Raw genomic sequence first — 16,886 nt, 5'->3', positions numbered from 1 at the left:
TTAAAGGAAATCCATCAAGAGATCGTCTTTGTTCTTCTTATACTTGAATGTGCCACTTTTGGAATGAAGATCCAAATCAAGGCACAGCTCGCCGTACATCTGCTCAAGAGAATCATAGATGGTGACAAGAATGCTATTTACCTTACCGTCTGCATCTGTCTTGCAATTCATCTTGAACATCTGTCCAAATGCCGGGTTGGAGTATGCACAGGTGCTATGCCCGAATTTGTCAGCGTGCGTGGGGATGTGGTGGTAGAGAGTTATAAGCTCCATATCGTCCTCAAACAGATCCATCACTTCCTCCAAATCGTAAGGGTCGCGTAGCGGGAAGGTCAGTAGGGCGTAGTCACCGTAGAATTGTGCTTCCTCCATTGTCGTCACATCGAGTAGTTGCGGTAGTTGCAGAGGGACAAATGTCATAAAGTCATTGAAAAAATGTCGTAACATATTCATTTTTTATATTGTTAGAGCGTCTGTATGAAAATATCCATAAGCATTCCTGGCAGTTCAGTCAGTTGACCACTTTCCGATTGCAGGATTCGGCTCAAGGTTTTGAACGCCACAGGTGTCTGTGCCGCCATCCTGTCAAGTTGTTTCCGTTCTTTATCGGAAAGCAATGTCATAGAGAATCCGTCCAATGAAGTATAAGGGTGGATAAGCATCCATATATAAGCATGTGCTTGCGAAGAAGTCTTGATTTTTTTGTTCCGAACATCTTCTATACAAATCTGCATATTTTGTATTTGGCGACGATTGGTGCGCATTGTCAAATAAAGCATAGCCTCCCGATAGGTAATCTCCTTTCTCTCAGCGGCAAAGAATATCTGCGAACAACACTGTTCAGTACCACGTGTGATGTCAGCCATACTCTCACCTTCGAAATCGTGCAAGTGAGAGAGGAACGCACGGAATATAGCATCTTCTTTAGTGATATAAGTAATCAGTTCATTGCGGCTATGTATGCCGTTACGGATAGTTCGGGTCAGTAACATACGGTAAGCCGCAAGGATTTCCTCTTTGTTACCCTTATGAAGCGGAAGATTATCCAGTGAGTTGAAAAACGGGCGGATTTCTCCAGCGGCATGATGCAGTTCCTCATCATTGTTATAAGGTGAGAACTCTCCTTTGAGAGCCAAAAGTTCCTGATAAGTACGCGTCTTTGAGAGGGCTAAGCGTGAGAACTCAGTGCGGATAGAATCATGCAGTCTGATACACTCTTCACGCTGATTGGAATGGGGGTGGCTGAGCGTATCATTCCGGAGATACCTAAAAACAGAGTCTTTTACTGTTTGCCATTGTAGGATATGCTTGGTCAATACTTGAAATGAGGAATCTTTCTGACGTCGTATATTGTACAAGTACTCCCTGTATATTCCGGCAGGATCGTTCGTAGCTTCAGACAATGATTTGCCATTTCTATCGCTGCATGATATCAGGCCCAATATGGCCAATGAAACGATACATCTTCCAGTCAAAAATGATGGAGTCTTGTAGTATGATTTTAAAATTTTCATATTTAACAATTCATATTTAACGATGCAAATCTATATATTATTTTTATTGTAAAAGCCCTTTTATATCGCATTTAGTATAATTTTTGGTATCATATTAATAATATGATTATCAATGAAAACAAGTGCAAGAAAAAAAGCTAAAAAAAGGATTTAGCGAGATTTTTGCCACGATATGATTTTAGATTAAAATGAAAGTGCTATATTTGCACTTGTTATCAAAACAGTGTATATTAAAATGGCAAAAGTTGGCTATATATTCAAGGAAAATAATGACAGTTTTGATGCTGAGAGAGAATGGATGCAGCGATATGGTTGTGTACAAATCGTAGAGGAAACAGTTGAACATGAAACATTGAGACCTATGTGGAAACAGCTTATGGCGAATCTTCAAAGGGGCGATGAAATAGTCATATCCAAATTCAGCAATGCTGCACGCGGTTTAAGAGAACTGGCCGCGTTCATCGAACTATGCCGTATCAAAATTGTACGTGTCATATCCATTCATGACAGAGTTGATACTCGCGGTGAATTATTCCCCGGTACGACAGCAGCCGATGTGTTGTGGATAATAGGGGCATTTCCGGAAGAAATTGCCGCACTACGAAAATATTCCGCTCATGTCGAGAAGTTACGCCAGAATATCAAAGCCCCGGCTGTGCCGAAGGTATTACCTAAAGCTGAACGAGATAAGACAATCGTGGATATGTATATCAACGGGCATTCTTTCGATGACATTTGGGCTGCAAGCGGTTTTAGCAGCAAAAGTTCTATTTGGCGCATACTCAATAAATATGGCGTAAAACTTGATCGTGGCCAAACCAGCGGTCCGCGTGTCAAACAGAACCCGAAAGAGGACGGAACAAATGAAGGTAACTCCTGATAGAATTTTCAGATAATCAGGATCGTATATTTGTTTTTCGGTTATTATTTTGTATTTTTATTATTGTTAAAACTATAAAAGTAAGACTTATGGGAGATATTATAATTGTATTGCTGGTATTCTGGGTTGTCGGCAAGCTCTTGAAGGGCGTGTTTGGCGGTTTCAGTAAAAGCAGCTTCAAAGATGATAAGTAGGCCAGCCAAGGGATGGGTAAATACGGTCAAAAAAGACTGGTTCAAGAGGCGTGAAATTGTAAAAAGGAAGTGGAATGGAATAAATATAAACGGAGCTTCCGGCAACAGGAATCCAGGATATATCGGTTGAGATATACCCTGAATACATGTCAGATATTGTCTGTCCGGAGATGTTTAGGCTTTCCACCTATACCCCTCGTCTGTCAGTTCCAAGTATTCCTCTAATCCCGGTTTTACGAAAAAGACAATTTCAAAGGCTTCGTTACTTCCGTTATCGGGGAATGTCATGTCGGTTTCTCCATTTCGGATAGTCCCTTTGCCCACGTTGGAACCAAGGTCTTCATCCGCATAGGCATATTGAAACTCGACGTCCGGAAATATCTCGGAGAGTGTTTGGATAAGCAGAGGCACACCTTCCCAAGCCGTATCAAACCAAAGCACGTTCGGTTCTTCAAAATTCTGATTAAAGGCATTCCATTTTGTACCCCAGTTGGCAATAGACCATTCATACCAAGTAGGATAACCGTATTTTCCCCAGTTTCTCAGATATGTCATTCCAAGTTGTAATGCTTCTTCCCTGACTTTTTCCTCCTGAATTTCCATCCATTGAATGACTTTCAGGTCGTCCTGTGAATTGAACGGTTTACGTTGCTGTGCTATGATATACTGCATACCAAATTCCCCAGAAGTGGACGCTTCTATCAGTAAGTCCTTTGGCATAGGGATAATGTTGTTGAAGTCAATATAGCAAGGCGTACTGTCTTCATCAGTTTTTCCTTTTAAGAAATCCATCACATTTTGTACTGTTTCTCTGTCTACGTTTATTTCTAAACGGTTTGTTACATAATTAGGCATGATTTTAATGTTTAAAGAATTGGTTAGTATTAACTTTTATTTCCCATATTGTCGGTTCTTTACTGATTGAACCGTTTTGGGATTTATGGATGCGGTAAACGGATGTCGATACAGCTTCATACGGCAACTTTTCTTGCCAAATTACTCTTGCGCAGGAAGGAAGAATTTTGTAAGAAATACACTTCAAGTAGCAGGATCAAGCGCGATAGCCGACCTTTGCATTTGATAAAACCAAACCGGTGATAGGATGAAGAATAGATGGGAGATAAAATGAAAAATAATTAATATAAAAGAAGAATGCTATTCCTTTTGCAGAAATATAAAAAAGGAATAGAATGATATAATTATAAAAGAGGGACTATTATTACCCTCTCAATTATAAGAGGGTATGTTCTCAAACTCCGACCCTTATTTGTAATACTGTAATACCGCAACACCTCCGTTAAAGGTTATTACGGTATTTTTTTTGAATTATTCTTGTGTTACTTCCATAGCATTGCTGTATTCTTTGATTTGCTCCATTGTCAGCCATTCGGGTTTTTCGTTTTCTCGGAAGCTGTCGTGAATTTTCGTCATGTATTCAATTTGTGCCTTTTCAGAACCAGCCCACAAACGACGAGAACTTTTGTTTCCAAAGCCAAGATAATATTCACAGTCGGCTTGCAAACGCCCCAATAACATATACCTGAATTTTAAATCGTGCTGTAATACTTCTTCTATTGTCATACTCGTTTTCGTTTTTAATTAAGTTTTTTATTTTCCCTTTTTTCAAGTCTTTCGACTTTGCCGGAAGGGTTGTTTTTCATGTGCGTCCCAAACGACGAAGCAGGAACGCAGTGCAAGGAATCGGAAATGAAATTTTATGAATACCGAAATCTATGATTTAGGAAGATTACGTCAAATTTCATTTCGGATAGCGTAGCGATACTTGGATAGCGTTCGTTCGCCGTAATTTTGCACACGAAAACAAGACCGGGCGAAAGTCTGGATAACGACAGGAAACATCAACATTCATTACATAAGGGCTGTAAAAGAGAAGCAGGCAGTTACGCTGCTATAAAAGGGAAACAAGGAAATTAAAAAAGTGGGCACGGAGCAATCTGTAAAAAAGGGGGATGCCACCTGTCTTCGGGCAAAAGAAGATACCATACCGATAGGATTTAACCGATACGGTATCTCTTTGGTAGTCATCAGTACCATACTTTCAGAAAACCATTTAAAAACATTCGATATTCGCCTCTTGGAAAATCTGCGGGGCGTGCTGATAAAGCAAAGGAAGATTCAATACCGCCATTGGATATTCCACAAATCCGCTTCTACGCTTGTAACCTGAATAGGTCGCTAAATTATTTGTCTCCAGAAACTCCATTGCATCCGGATAATGATTCACATCAATAAATGTACGGTCTGGCAAATCGAGTGCATCCATGCTCTCCAAATTGACGGATAGCACGATATACTCTGTTTCATCTTCCACACTTTGCAAAGTAAGTGCTAACCAGCCATTGCCATAAAATTGAGGCATGAGATAAAAGCGTTCTCCACGAAACTCGTATTCTTTCCGCGTTAGGGAGCTGTCCGGCTCTACCAAGCGAAAATCATCCTCTCCAGAAACAAATTCTGTTGATGGGTCGCTGACATCCACATACGTTCCATTTACATTGTGACACAAATACTCTGCATTTTCTGAACGAACAATCACAAATTGAATTTCCATACTTTTAAAATTTAGCTATTAAACATCATGTTCTTTTTTTCCCTTTTTTCGGAAGCCTTTAGGCTTCTCCAGTCGGGATTTGATTTTTACGTGCATTCAAGATTGCCTTTAAGGAAAAGCAGGCAAGGAATTTGGACAGAATTTTTACAGTTGCGGTATGGAGCGTATACGACATTTGAGCGATTGAAAATCGGGAAAGCTACTGAAAAATTGTGTTCAAATAGCGTAGCGGTACTTGAATGTTTTTCCGTGGCAATACCTTTGCACAGGAAAAAACAAGTCCTGACTGGTAGCAGCCTGAAACGAAATAATTTCGTTTTATACAAGGGTAAAACGGAGTGATAAAAAAGGGAATGACCACAAAGAGCAGCCGACAAAAGCCGGCTTTCTTTTGTTCCTGTGGGAGGAGCTGGGACATTTAATCCGTTACATCATAATAATAGCTTAGCTCGTCATCTTTCAGATACTCCATTGCATATTGACTGGCTTGTGCCCAAAGGGTATTATACAATGTCGCAATTTCCGGCCTTGTTTCATAATACTGCCATATCTTATGGTTAAGCACTAAAACCAGTTCCGTGAGATACTTGTAGTTCTCTTTCCACTCCTCAAAAGCACGGTTGAAAGTGTCCTGTATCGCCGAAAGACCAAATCGGTCAGCAATGGAAAAATCATTCCAAAAGGTTGTTTGCAATTCATAACCGTTCTCTAACATAAATTCTCTGAATGTCATAATGCCTCAAATTTTAAGATTAATATTTTATTTATTTCCCTTCGATACTTCCTGTACCGAAAGGTTGATTATTTTTCTGCCCACGGGATTGGCGGCCAGAACGGGCAAGGAGGATGCGGAAAATACACTCTTCGATATTTCGGAGAGGAAGATTTTACAGCAGCAAGTGTCAGCGGTCCTTGACAGGACGGACAGCCGGCAATCGAATTTTGCAGGGAAATAACCAGGCTTGCGGGATAGAAATATAGGGGGGTAGCTGGATGGGGCTATAAAGGAGGGCCGGAGTCTAAAAAAGGAAACTGGCACAAGCGGCCACCTACAACAGTTGGGCGGGAACATTCATAAATGTGTAAAAAGGAATAGTTTCCCACCACATTTTATGCAGAATATATACGGCATAAAACACAAGTGCCGTAACAGCCTCTTGAGAAAGCGTTACGGCATTTGTTTAAGTACAGGTTACAGGCTATTTTACCTGAACGAGGTTGTCCTGTAGAGTTTTCCAGCCATACACTGCGGCCACATAGGGGTGGAGGGAACGTGTAACTTGGCGAAAACCATTCTCGTCAATTTCATAGTTGTAGATTTTTGCGGCAATCCGTTCTGCGTCGTCACGATTTTCAGCGACACGGTACAAAACATAATTCGTGCCATCATGGTGCGACATACGGCCTCGTATATCGTAGCCGTCACCGTACCACTCTGCATCATACTGTGTAGATTGTAATATCCCGGCAATGTTGTCACCCAAAATTTGATAGCCTTGTTTGCGTCCGTTCCACAATCCTAAATCTCCAAATGCAATAATGACTCCATTGACATCCTTGTTTAGGTTCTGCCGCTCATCCCCCAATTCATTATACACTTCGTCCGACCACTCTTCATCGCTGACCTTGTAGGCATCATCGTCCAGTTCTTCTCGCTTGAAATTTTGATAATACTCTCTTGCTGTTTCATCCAATAGAGCATCACTTGACCAAATTATTTGTTTCATACATTCTAATTTTTTATTTTCCCTTCCCTTCAGAGGCTTTTACCTCGTCCGGTGGGATTTGATTTTACGTGCAAACCACAAGGCGGAAGAAGGGAACAATGCAAGGAGGAAGCGGAATCCGAAGGATTTCATTTGAACGGCATTGACTGCAAATGAAACGCGCCTTGCAGGTTCACGTCCGACTTAACTTCGCACTGTAAAATTAATGGACGGCGGACGTAACCTCACTTTTGGGAAGAAATATGGTTATAAGAGGGACTGGAAAGCTGCTCAGAGGTATGGAATTGAGAGAGTCTTCTTTTTTCTATTGAAAATCGTAATCTGCCTGTTCATCAAGTGGAGCTAAGTATAACAGTATTACCGGGTGAAGATTTCATTTGGAGCTTGGCATCGCAACAGTCACTTATAAAAGTATGATGCGTATTAATCCGGTCATGAGCAAAACAAAAGCGACCAAAAGATCGCTTTGTTCATGATAAGGCAAGAATTATTTTTTGCCTTTTTTCACGGGCTTTACCGGCTTTTCAGGAACATCCTCCTTTTCGATAGGAGGATAAAACTTGACAGCCACCATAACAACACGATTGTGCTTCACACCGACCTTGTCGGTCCACTCTTCAGGCTTAAAGTAGCCTTCAATGGTGAGCATCGTACCTTTGGTCAGTTGGTCGAATGACCCAGTATTCTCGTTTTTACGCCAAGCCTCAATATTCATAAAGGCTGAAATGCGGTTGGTTTCCTCGGCATTCCTTTCCTGACGGCTTACGGCCAATGGGAAACGTGCGACACTGCTGTTGGTGAACTCTCGGATTTCAGCGTCTTTACCTAAGAATCCGGTTACTGTGAAATTGTTTTCAATCTTTTTCATGTTGAATTGCTTTTAGAAGTTATTAAATCAATTTTTACACTGCCTAAAAAGTAGATGTCGTTTAAGGGATGCACCAAGGATAGCGCGTCAATACGCTTTATTTTTAGCCACAGGTAAAATCGAAGGCTCGATAAAGGAAGATTGAAGCGGCTACGCCATTGGTCAAGACAACCATGTCGTTCCCGTCGGCATACTATCTTTGCAGAGGAAAAATGATGATTGCTTCGATAAAAAGCGATTATGGAAAATGGGAAACAAGTAAACCGGTAATGATAAGGAAAAAGAGCAAATCCAAATGTCGGCACAAAGGCGAGACATCCGTCCGAAAGTCAGTGAAGAATAGCAAAGCCAAAGCGAGACATGCCTGGCTTGAATTGAGACTGTAACAAACAGAATACCATCCAATCAGAAAAAAGGCCACTGCATAAGGAATGTGTCAGCCAAGAGTGGACAGAAGCGTAGGTAGCCCATCCTTGGAGGATAGTGATATCCGCATCGAAAAAAAAATGGAACTGGAAGGAAAAACGGCAGGAAGAACCAGACTTTTCACAAAGTGGTTTCCAATTCGCTTTGTGCGAATGGCTGGTTTCTACAAAAGGGAGTGGCGCAGCCAAAAGAAAAAGTTATAAAAGGAAAATGGAAGTAAGGCTGAAATGGGTGATTCCATTCCAGCCAGTCGATGATATTTGTCCAAGGTGTCATTGAAATTCAACCATCATAATACGATGCTCGAATATTTTGGTTTTGTCGCTGGGACGTCGCTGGCAAACCCAAAGGTGTCGTGCACCGTAACCGTATGTGAAATATTCATCAAGTGGAGTTTTTTTCTCCAACTGTCTCATGCTTTCACGCAATTCCGCCTCATTGCCAGAAAAAAGAATCGTGTTAATGATTCGGAAATAAAGTTCAGTTACCTCGTCACAATAGGGGCAAAAGCTGTGTTCAATTGTTACTTTCATGCTTCTTTTGATTTTTATTGTACTTCGATTATATCTTCAATTCGACCATATAGGACAGAACGTAGTGCGGTTTTGTCAATGGTATAATATTCGGCAATATGTCCGTGTTGTTTCACGAAATACCGTTTGAGAACATCGGAGAAGTCAAAACGGTAGCCCATTAAAGCGATACCTCTTTTGAAATGGCAGCACTCTTTCACATTGCGGGTGAGCCAGTTCTTTTCTTCCCGACTCAACTTGTCGCCATTATCAAGACGTTCCCGTAATTTGTAAACCTTGCTATCTTTCAGTTTTTCCAATTCGGGCACATCCCATTGGACGAATTTCATTGCTATCTGTGTCATGGTTTCTATGTTGTAAAATTGTAAAAATTACTTCATCACAGTATTTAATACTCTCTCTTTGCCACAGATGAAACGAACAGTGATTTTGTTGTCGAAATCACCGACAATCGTTCCATCCGTGTGTCTCTTATAGAATAAGCAAAGTGTAGGATAGACCATAATTTTACTTTATCTTCTTCTACTCATTCAGTTATTAATTTGACCTTCCATTCTCCCTGAGAGAATATTCTAAAGCTCACGTACTCGTCTTCAAATTCATAGGTTAGAATCTTGATATAGACTTTATCTTTGTCCTCCAACGATTCTACCAATTTTTTGATTTCTTCTTCTGGATACACCCAACGAGAGGAAAATTCTGCATCTACACTATCACCATATCGATTGGTAAATTCGCTGAAAGTGTCATCCAAGAAAGCCTCTATTTTGTCGAGGTCTGTTTTATTTTCCGTTCTTGCGTGGAAAATGTTGGTTGCATAATTTGCCATAAATACCAAGTTTTAAGTTTGTTACTTTCCCTCCTGTAGCATTTCACTTACTTTCGGGCTTGATTGAAATTATGTCGCTTCAACAGGTGGCATGGCTATGTATGCAGGGTTTCACTACAAAATACTACCTCTGCGAAGCGGAGCGTGGAGATTTTGTAGTGAACCTTCAGGTTACAACCTTGCATACAATAAAGACATGGCAAATACCTTTGCGACACAATTCCCATCGGGCAGACCGAAAGTTGATATGCGAGCATGTGGGAGTTTGCTCGGTACGGATGTGTGTAAAAGGTGGCTATGAAGTAAAAGAGTATCGCAGCGAAAAGAGAAAAGAGGCAAGAGCTTATCTTCTCTTTTGGCTGTATGGGTAGAATGGGAAAATCACAAAAAGTAACATGAAAATCCAGTTTGGTTTAGTTTGTTAGCCTTATATATGCTAAACTAAATTAAACTAAATATAGGCAGGCATTTTTGGCTGCCTGTACAAAAAAGATTATCTTTGCTACAAGCAATACAACTTCAAGAGATAATAATTTGTATTCTCTTTATGAGCTGCAAATAATTTGTTAGTTAAAGTTAGGAGCAAATTCTTCGAATGATGAGAGCAGATAAAATTGCTCGGAATGCACTCTGAAAGCAAACAAACGAAAAGAAAGAAACAGAGTGCAAATAGAAAAATGAGAAATCACTTTAATTCCTATTTTTGTTCCTTATTTGTTTCTCCATTAAAATTACCTTTCTTATAATATATTGATTATAAAATATTTAAGTGTATATTTTTAAGATGGTTAAGAATATTACCAAGTAACGGCGCACTACTATCCGATGCAGCCCGGAAAAGCGTTTCCAGGACGCACCGTTTAGACTAAAAGATACTTTTCAGGATAAAGAAAGTACAAGAAGTAGTCATTCCGCTTTCAGGACAAAAAGTGGGAGCTGCATTTCATATGCCTGCCGCAGTAGAAATAGGAGGATAATATGTGTTTTTCTTATTTCAGAGTGTTATTATAGTGTATCGTACAAATTTCATTTCAACTTTTCTTAAGGTTTGCTTGACTGTTTGTGAAAATAAGTGCACCTTTGTAGGCGATTACCGCCGTTACTTGGTAAGTAACTTCTTGCTAAAATCGTGCCTTACAGTATGTTGTTATTAGCAAATTTCTTCCATTTGCCTTTCTTCACAGTTGCAATCAGTTGTTTATTCGCTTTATCGAGCCGTTCGTTCTCAAAAGGCTTCAGATAGGTTTCCGTCACCCGTATGGAAGCGTGTCCCAGCGACTGGCTGATGACTCCCAGAGGCAGCCCCATGTGATAAGCCAGCGTTGCCCAGGTGTGGCGTGCCGTATACGAGCTGACCCGTACTCCGGGCAGCAGAAACTCCATAGCCCGTGCTAAATCACGGTTGAACAGTCGCAAGGCATCCTGATAGTCCTTATACAACCCCCATCCGCCAGACGTGTCCGCATCCAGAATGGGGAGCAGGTAGGGGGAATCCGGATTCTCCTTTCCGTACTTGCGCAGCAGGCGCAACGCTTCGGGACACAACTCCACCCGCATCGGGCTCCGGGTCTTATGCCGCAAATAGACGAGATATCGACCTTGCAAATCACGCTTGCGCAAGTGGGCGAGGTCGATGAAAGGCATGCCCCGGCAAAGGAACATCAGGCGGAAATAATCGAGGGCAGTCTGTCCGGCAATGAAGGGACTGCCCGCCAGCACCTTTTCCATCTGCCATCCTTGCAACGCCCGTTTGGTCTGCGAAACCACGCGGGTATGCACGTCAGCAAACATCTTTGCATCATGTCCCGGAGTGCCGGCAGGCATCCAGCGATTGTACACCGCACGCAGAGAACTCATGTAGCAGGTCACACTGTTCGGCTTCAGCGGACGCGCCTTCTTCTGCATCAACCACTCCTCATAGGCTTTCAGCCGTTCGGGACGGAAGACTTCATTCATCGGCAAAGGCACTCCCCTGCCACCGGCAAAGTCCTGAAACGAATGAAGCGCACACAGATAGCCATGTGCAGCCGCATACTTCTGTTCATGTTTCAACTTTTCAATCACCGCAAGCATGTAGGACGACAGCTCCATCCTTCCCACATCAATTTCCACATCGGCTCCTGCATCGGTTCCCACGTCAGGTGCCATATCTTCTGTTTTCATACCTCTATACTATTTAGTTACACGCAACATCGCGCTTAAACCCACAACGGGTTTCGTATCCGCAAAGTTTGTAAACAGAAGATAAAGAAAGGACAAGCAGGCGATAAAGCTCCCCCACTCATTTCTTCATAATCTGTAATTCGGGTTATCATGTCCGTAATCTGTCTACAAACAGTATGCTAACTCCGCCGTACATTTGCATTGTAGAAAACAGAGAATCAATTTAATCACCAAAAACAAAGCGTATATGAAACGAATACTATCAGTAGCAGCGTCATTTTTAGTGACACTCGGCACAAGCCTCTCCTTCGCACAAACAGATGCGGACAACTTTTATAAAAGTACTCTTGTCAACATGGAGAAAGTATCCTTCTCCAACCAATACAAAATGAAAGTAGCCGGAAACCTTTTCCTGCCCAAAGACATGAAAGCAGGAGAAACGTATCCCGCAATCATCGTCGGGCACCCGATGGGGGCAGTCAAAGAACAAAGTGCAAACCTTTACGCCACCAAGATGGCCGAACGCGGTTTCGTCACCCTCGCCATCGACCTGTCCTTCTGGGGAGGAAGTGAAGGAGAACCACGCAACAGCGTCTCCCCGGAAATCTATGCGGAAGACTTCAGCGCAGCAGTCGATTTCCTCGGTACACGCCCGTTCGTCGACCGCAACCGTATCGGCGTAATCGGTATCTGCGGCAGTGGAAGTTTCGCCATCAGTGCGGCAAAAATCGATCCGCGCCTGAAAGCCATTGCAACCATCAGCATGTATAATATGGGTACAGCAAGCCGCAACGGACTGAAACACGCACTGACCCTGGAACAAAGGAAACAAATCATTGCCGAAGCCGCCGAACAACGCTATGCGGAATTTCTGGGTGGAGAAACGAAATACACCGGCGGCACCGTACACGAACTGACGCCTGACTCCTCTCCTATTGAACGCGAGTTTTATGAATTCTACCGTACAGAACGCGGAGAATTTACCCCCGAAGGTGCAACGCCCCTGACCACCACGCACCCCACCCTGGCAAGCAACACGAAGTTCATGAACTTCTATCCGTTTGCCGATATCGAGACCATCTCACCGCGCCCCATGCTCTTCATCGCCGGAGAGAATGCACACTCACGCGAATTCAGCGAAGACGCCTACAGCAAGGCTGCCGAGCCCAAAGAATTATACATCGTGCCCGGTGCAGGCCATGTGGACCTTTACGACCGGGTCAGCCTCATCCCGTTCGACAAGCTGGATTCTTTCTTTAAGGAATACCTGAAATAATACCGTGAAGATTATGAAATATTACTTAGTACTCATTTTTATGACGTTGACATTGTCCGTTTGGAGCACATCATGCAGCGACGATGCTCCTATACCCGAAACAGGGCAACAGATACCTCCGGGAAGTACGGACGACGACGAGCCTCCGGTTAATCCCGGCAATGACGATGATGATGACGATAACCCTATGAGCAACAATCTAAAAATAACAGTCGGCTCCGCCTCATTCACCGCCACACTGGAAAACAATGCGGCGGCAACAGCTTTCAAGGCATTACTGCCTATGACCCTAAACATGTCCGAACTGAACGGCAACGAAAAGTACTTCTACCTATCGGGAAACCTGCCTACCGCATCTTCCAACCCGGGAACCATCCGCACGGGCGACCTGATGCTTTACGGCGGCTCCTGTCTGGTACTTTTCTATGAGACCTTTTCAACATCCTACAGCTATACTCGCCTGGGGCGTGTAAATAACCCTTCGGGACTGGCATCCGCCCTCGGTTCGGGCAGTGTAACTATAACATTCGAACTACAATAAAAACAAAGAAATTATGGAAATTATCAAAAACAAAGAATTCGGAGGCGAACGCCCCCTGTTTGCAACTCACGACCTCCAACTGGAAAATGTAACCATCCATACAGGTGAGTCCGCACTGAAAGAATGCAGCAACATCATAGCAGTGAACTGCCGCTTCGAAGGGAAATACCCGTACTGGCACAACAATGGCTTCACTATAAAGAACTGTTTCTTTACAGAAGGTGCCCGTGCCGCACTTTGGTACTCGCAGAATGTACAAATGACGGATACCGTAGTGGAAGCACCGAAGATGTTCCGCGAAATGGACGGCATAAAACTGGAAAACGTGCAACTTCCCAATGCCTTGGAAACCCTTTGGTTCTGCCGCAATGTAGAACTCAGGAACGTACAGGTTGACAAAGCCGACTACCTGTTCATACACGGTGAGAACATACGCATCGAAAATTACAGCCAGAACGGCAACTACTCATTCCAGTATTGCAAGAACGTAGAAATCCGCAATGCCATCATCAACTCCAAAGATGCCTTCTGGAATACGGAAAACGTAACGGTATACGATTCCGAGCTGAATGGCGAATATCTGGGCTGGCATTCCAGAAACCTGCGTCTGGTGAACTGCAAGATTTCAGGCACGCAACCGCTTTGTTATGCCCACGACCTGATTATGGAAAACTGCACAATGGCCGACGATGCCGACCTTGCATTTGAATACAGCAGTCTCCAGGCCACCATCAAAGGTCCGGTTCACAGCATAAAGAATCCACGCACGGGAAGCATCACAGCCGAAAGTTACGGAGCCGTCATCATAGACGAAAACATAAAGGCTCCCGGCAACTGCAAACTGAAACTTTGGGATGACCAGACCTGTTTTGATGAAACAACAAAAGAGATGCAATATGCCGTACAACTTCGATGAAATCATTCCACGCCGGGGCACGAATTCCTATAAATGGGATTCTGCCACTACCCCGGGTGTATTGCCGATGTGGGTAGCCGATATGGATTTCCGCACAGCACCCGCCGTGACGGAAGCGTTGAAAAGGCGGGTGGAGCATGGCATCTTCGGATACGTCCGTGTACCCGATGCTTACTACAATGCAACGATCAACTGGTTCAAAAGACGCCACGACTGGAGAATAGAAAAAGAGTGGATTATCTATACCTCCGGAGTAGTACCGGCGCTGTCGGCAATCATAAAAGCCCTGACCGGCCCCGGCGACAAAGTCCTGGTGCAGACTCCGGTGTATAATTGCTTCTTCTCATCCATACGAAACAACGGATGTGAAATCGTTTCCAACCCACTGATATATGAAAACGAAACTTACCGGATTGATTTCGATGACTTGGAGAAGAAGACTGCCGATAGTAAAGTCAAACTCTTACTATTGTGCAACCCTCACAACCCCGCCGGAAGAGTATGGAACCGGGAAGAACTGATACGTATCGGTGAGATTTGCCTCCGGAATCATGTAACGGTAGTAGCGGATGAAATTCATTGTGAACTGGTTTTTCCGGAATATACCTATACACCTTTCGCCTCCATATCGCAGGAGTTCCTGATGAATTCCGTCACTTGCATTTCCCCCAGCAAGGCGTTCAACCTGGCAGGAGTCCAGATTGCCAACATCGTGTCCGCTGATACCGATGTATGCAAGAAGATAGACAAAGCCATCAATATAAACGAAGTCTGCGACGTAAATCCATTCGGAGTAGAAGCTTTGATAGCCGCCTATAATGAAGGGGAAGAATGGCTGGAAGAACTGAAAAGGTATTTGTTTGATAACTATAACTACTTGAGAAGTTTCTTCGCCAAACATCTGCCGGAGCTCTCTGTAACGAAGCTGGAAGGTACTTATCTGGTATGGGTGGATTGTTCCGCATTAAAGCGTACCTCGGAAGATATAGTAACCTCGCTATTGGAACAAGAAAAGCTCTGGCTGAATGAAGGCAGCATGTACGGAGACACCGGAGAAGGCTTTGTCCGCATCAACATAGCCTGCCCCCGGCAAGTATTAACAGAAGGTTTAGAAAGGTTCAAGCAATGGAAGAACCGAATAAAGCAAACAGAAACATAACCGGTATCATTACCGCCTATTTCCTTATCTATGTAGTTTGGGGATCTACCTACTTCTTCATAGGTGTAGCATTAAAGGACTTGCCTCCTTTTCTGCTCGGAGCTTTACGGTTTACGGCAGCCGCACTTATACTTCTCGGCATATGCCACTTACGGGGAGAGAAAATATTCAGGAGAAGCCTGATAAAGCGCTCTGCCGTCAGCGGAATTGTATTGCTGTTCATAGATATGGCTGTAGTGATGCTGGCACAACGCTACTTAACCAGTAGCCTGGTAGCTATCATCGCTTCTTCCACCGCACTCTGGATTCTGCTGTTGGATGCCCCAATGTGGAAAACTAATCTCCGCAATCCTCTTACAATCGCAGGTGGAGTCATCGGTTTCGGGGGCGTTATTTTGCTTTATTTGGAACAACTCAATGCAGCAAACCTGCATCCGCACAGCGAGCGTGGAATCTTACTTCTTGTTTTCGGATGCATATCTTGGGCACTGGGTACCTTGTATGCCAAATACCGCTCTTCCCGCGAGGAAGAAGTAAATGCGTTTGCCGGTTCAGGCTGGCAGATGCTTTTCGCCAGTGGTATGTTCTGGATTTGCAGTGCTGTGAATGGAGATATGCAAAGGACCGACCTGTTGAATGTTTCATCTGCAAGCTGGCTGTCACTGGCTTATCTGATATTCTTCGGTTCCCTGCTTGCCTATTCTGCCTACGTCTGGCTGCTAAAAGTGCGGCCTGCGGCAGAAGTCGGTACCCACGCCTATGTCAATCCGTTCATTGCCGTACTTTTAGGAGTAATCGTGGGAAACGAACAAGTGACCTTCATCCAATTGGGCGGACTGTTCATCATACTACTGGGAGTCATGCTGATAAGCAGGAAACAGAAGAAGAAACAACCACCCGAACCCATATAAACGTCTCCGTTTTCTCTGGATAGAAAGGAAGAGAAAGAGTGATAAGGTGATAAGGTGATAAAGTAGCTGCGCTATATATCGCAGAGATTTGTCAGAATTTATCAACAGCAATACAGATTTTTATAACTTTCTGATTATCAACATCATTAAACCACGCCCTATTCAGTATACGACTGAACCCTATTAAGTATACGACTGAATGGCATTCAGTATACGACTGAATTAGGTTCAGTATACGACTGTTTTAGGAACATACATCATTTGTAGACAATATACACCACTACCCTGTTTTTTTAGTTCATAACCTAATAATAATAAACTAAATTAAACTACCGATTCGCATAAATTAGTAACTTCGCAAAAGCGTATTTTAGAAA

19 protein-coding genes are annotated in these 16,886 nt (G+C 43.2%); 7 read left to right on the top strand and 12 right to left on the bottom strand.

Translation table 11 applies throughout. From position 1 onward, the window contains the following. Together K6V21_RS16570 and K6V21_RS16565 are read right to left on the bottom strand one after the other, a co-directional pair. Positions 1–447 (bottom strand): hypothetical protein, encoded by a 447-nt coding sequence (locus K6V21_RS16570; protein WP_004308726.1) that lies wholly within the window; start codon positions 445–447, stop codon positions 1–3. 17 nt (positions 448–464) lie between these two features. After that, positions 465–1,514 (bottom strand): hypothetical protein, encoded by a 1,050-nt coding sequence (locus K6V21_RS16565; RefSeq protein WP_004323439.1) that lies wholly within the window; start codon positions 1,512–1,514, stop codon positions 465–467. Between the two features lie 235 nt (positions 1,515–1,749). On the opposite strand from K6V21_RS16565, the gene K6V21_RS16560 reads away from it, so the two are divergent. Further along, complete coding sequence (locus K6V21_RS16560; RefSeq protein ID WP_004308728.1) at positions 1,750–2,394, top strand: recombinase family protein; 645 nt, start codon at positions 1,750–1,752, stop codon at positions 2,392–2,394. A gap of 368 nt (positions 2,395–2,762) precedes the next feature. On the opposite strand, the gene K6V21_RS16555 is transcribed toward K6V21_RS16560, so the two are convergent. The 9 genes from K6V21_RS16555 to K6V21_RS16515 form a co-directional block, all read right to left on the bottom strand. Next, positions 2,763–3,443, bottom strand: coding sequence for a hypothetical protein (locus tag K6V21_RS16555; protein ID WP_224319314.1), 681 nt, complete (start codon positions 3,441–3,443; stop codon positions 2,763–2,765). A gap of 471 nt (positions 3,444–3,914) precedes the next feature. After that, entirely contained in the window at positions 3,915–4,169 is a 255-nt protein-coding gene (locus tag K6V21_RS16550; protein WP_004313639.1) for an LPD11 domain-containing protein, read from the bottom strand. 490 nt (positions 4,170–4,659) lie between these two features. After that, on the bottom strand, positions 4,660–5,160 hold the full coding sequence (locus K6V21_RS16545) for a DUF4313 domain-containing protein (RefSeq protein WP_007218096.1): 501 nt from the start codon (positions 5,158–5,160) through the stop codon (positions 4,660–4,662). A gap of 418 nt (positions 5,161–5,578) precedes the next feature. Further along, on the bottom strand, positions 5,579–5,893 hold the full coding sequence (locus tag K6V21_RS16540; RefSeq protein ID WP_007218095.1) for a hypothetical protein: 315 nt from the start codon (positions 5,891–5,893) through the stop codon (positions 5,579–5,581). A 466-nt stretch (positions 5,894–6,359) separates the two neighbouring features. After that, positions 6,360–6,887, bottom strand: a complete 528-nt coding sequence (locus tag K6V21_RS16535) for a hypothetical protein (protein ID WP_004308734.1) — start codon at positions 6,885–6,887, stop codon at positions 6,360–6,362. A 487-nt stretch (positions 6,888–7,374) separates the two neighbouring features. Further along, on the bottom strand, positions 7,375–7,755 hold the full coding sequence (locus K6V21_RS16530) for a single-stranded DNA-binding protein (protein WP_004308735.1): 381 nt from the start codon (positions 7,753–7,755) through the stop codon (positions 7,375–7,377). Positions 7,756–8,453: 698 nt separating this feature from the next. Continuing rightward, positions 8,454–8,714, bottom strand: a complete 261-nt coding sequence (locus tag K6V21_RS16525; protein WP_004308737.1) for a hypothetical protein — start codon at positions 8,712–8,714, stop codon at positions 8,454–8,456. Between the two features lie 14 nt (positions 8,715–8,728). Continuing rightward, entirely contained in the window at positions 8,729–9,058 is a 330-nt protein-coding gene (locus K6V21_RS16520) for a hypothetical protein (protein WP_004308738.1), read from the bottom strand. Positions 9,059–9,240: 182 nt separating this feature from the next. Further along, the gene (locus tag K6V21_RS16515) at positions 9,241–9,543 is read right to left on the bottom strand and encodes a hypothetical protein (protein WP_008659523.1); all 303 of its coding nucleotides are present in this window, start codon (positions 9,541–9,543) and stop codon (positions 9,241–9,243) included. 71 nt (positions 9,544–9,614) lie between these two features. Here K6V21_RS16515 and K6V21_RS16510 point away from each other — a divergent pair, with 71 nt between their 5' ends. After that, entirely contained in the window at positions 9,615–9,914 is a 300-nt protein-coding gene (locus K6V21_RS16510; protein WP_008777440.1) for a hypothetical protein, read from the top strand. Between the two features lie 763 nt (positions 9,915–10,677). Here K6V21_RS16510 and K6V21_RS16505 read toward each other — a convergent pair. After that, positions 10,678–11,706 (bottom strand): tyrosine-type recombinase/integrase, encoded by a 1,029-nt coding sequence (locus tag K6V21_RS16505; protein WP_224319313.1) that lies wholly within the window; start codon positions 11,704–11,706, stop codon positions 10,678–10,680. 247 nt (positions 11,707–11,953) lie between these two features. On the opposite strand from K6V21_RS16505, the gene K6V21_RS16500 reads away from it, so the two are divergent. Genes K6V21_RS16500 through K6V21_RS16480 form a run of 5 tightly spaced genes read left to right on the top strand, consistent with a single transcriptional unit; the run spans position 11,954 to position 16,509 of the window. Beyond that, positions 11,954–12,982 (top strand): alpha/beta hydrolase, encoded by a 1,029-nt coding sequence (locus K6V21_RS16500; protein WP_224319312.1) that lies wholly within the window; start codon positions 11,954–11,956, stop codon positions 12,980–12,982. Between the two features lie 13 nt (positions 12,983–12,995). Continuing rightward, positions 12,996–13,523: a cyclophilin-like fold protein gene (locus tag K6V21_RS16495; RefSeq protein WP_224319311.1), complete on the top strand. Its 528-nt coding sequence runs from the start codon at positions 12,996–12,998 to the stop codon at positions 13,521–13,523. A 13-nt stretch (positions 13,524–13,536) separates the two neighbouring features. Then, positions 13,537–14,439, top strand: coding sequence for a DUF3737 family protein (locus tag K6V21_RS16490; RefSeq protein ID WP_224319310.1), 903 nt, complete (start codon positions 13,537–13,539; stop codon positions 14,437–14,439). Further along, positions 14,420–15,598, top strand: a complete 1,179-nt coding sequence (locus tag K6V21_RS16485) for a MalY/PatB family protein (protein WP_224319309.1) — start codon at positions 14,420–14,422, stop codon at positions 15,596–15,598. The genes K6V21_RS16490 and K6V21_RS16485 overlap by 20 nt, the downstream gene beginning before the upstream one ends. Beyond that, positions 15,565–16,509 (top strand): EamA family transporter, encoded by a 945-nt coding sequence (locus K6V21_RS16480; RefSeq protein WP_224319308.1) that lies wholly within the window; start codon positions 15,565–15,567, stop codon positions 16,507–16,509. Before K6V21_RS16485 ends, K6V21_RS16480 begins: the two co-directional genes overlap by 34 nt. The last annotated feature ends 377 nt before the right edge of the window (positions 16,510–16,886 follow it).

The organism is Bacteroides cellulosilyticus (assembly GCF_020091405.1).
In the GTDB taxonomy this organism is placed as follows: domain Bacteria; phylum Bacteroidota; class Bacteroidia; order Bacteroidales; family Bacteroidaceae; genus Bacteroides.
Note: the sequence above shows the minus strand (reverse complement) of the source record. Positions and strands in the feature narration are given on the sequence as shown.

Excerpts from the sequence above, each read along its gene's own strand:
- K6V21_RS16570 (WP_004308726.1), bottom strand. The coding sequence starts at position 447 with ATGTTACGACATTTTTTCAATGACTTTATGACATTTGTCCCTCTGCAA.
- K6V21_RS16565 (WP_004323439.1), bottom strand. The coding sequence starts at position 1,514 with ATGAAAATTTTAAAATCATACTACAAGACTCCATCATTTTTGACTGGA.
- K6V21_RS16560 (WP_004308728.1), top strand. The coding sequence starts at position 1,750 with ATGGCAAAAGTTGGCTATATATTCAAGGAAAATAATGACAGTTTTGAT.
- K6V21_RS16555 (WP_224319314.1), bottom strand. The coding sequence starts at position 3,443 with ATGCCTAATTATGTAACAAACCGTTTAGAAATAAACGTAGACAGAGAA.
- K6V21_RS16550 (WP_004313639.1), bottom strand. The coding sequence starts at position 4,169 with ATGACAATAGAAGAAGTATTACAGCACGATTTAAAATTCAGGTATATG.
- K6V21_RS16545 (WP_007218096.1), bottom strand. The coding sequence starts at position 5,160 with ATGGAAATTCAATTTGTGATTGTTCGTTCAGAAAATGCAGAGTATTTG.
- K6V21_RS16540 (WP_007218095.1), bottom strand. The coding sequence starts at position 5,893 with ATGACATTCAGAGAATTTATGTTAGAGAACGGTTATGAATTGCAAACA.
- K6V21_RS16535 (WP_004308734.1), bottom strand. The coding sequence starts at position 6,887 with ATGAAACAAATAATTTGGTCAAGTGATGCTCTATTGGATGAAACAGCA.
- K6V21_RS16530 (WP_004308735.1), bottom strand. The coding sequence starts at position 7,755 with ATGAAAAAGATTGAAAACAATTTCACAGTAACCGGATTCTTAGGTAAA.
- K6V21_RS16525 (WP_004308737.1), bottom strand. The coding sequence starts at position 8,714 with ATGAAAGTAACAATTGAACACAGCTTTTGCCCCTATTGTGACGAGGTA.
- K6V21_RS16520 (WP_004308738.1), bottom strand. The coding sequence starts at position 9,058 with ATGACACAGATAGCAATGAAATTCGTCCAATGGGATGTGCCCGAATTG.
- K6V21_RS16515 (WP_008659523.1), bottom strand. The coding sequence starts at position 9,543 with ATGGCAAATTATGCAACCAACATTTTCCACGCAAGAACGGAAAATAAA.
- K6V21_RS16510 (WP_008777440.1), top strand. The coding sequence starts at position 9,615 with ATGTCGCTTCAACAGGTGGCATGGCTATGTATGCAGGGTTTCACTACA.
- K6V21_RS16505 (WP_224319313.1), bottom strand. The coding sequence starts at position 11,706 with ATGAAAACAGAAGATATGGCACCTGACGTGGGAACCGATGCAGGAGCC.
- K6V21_RS16500 (WP_224319312.1), top strand. The coding sequence starts at position 11,954 with ATGAAACGAATACTATCAGTAGCAGCGTCATTTTTAGTGACACTCGGC.
- K6V21_RS16495 (WP_224319311.1), top strand. The coding sequence starts at position 12,996 with ATGAAATATTACTTAGTACTCATTTTTATGACGTTGACATTGTCCGTT.
- K6V21_RS16490 (WP_224319310.1), top strand. The coding sequence starts at position 13,537 with ATGGAAATTATCAAAAACAAAGAATTCGGAGGCGAACGCCCCCTGTTT.
- K6V21_RS16485 (WP_224319309.1), top strand. The coding sequence starts at position 14,420 with ATGCCGTACAACTTCGATGAAATCATTCCACGCCGGGGCACGAATTCC.
- K6V21_RS16480 (WP_224319308.1), top strand. The coding sequence starts at position 15,565 with ATGGAAGAACCGAATAAAGCAAACAGAAACATAACCGGTATCATTACC.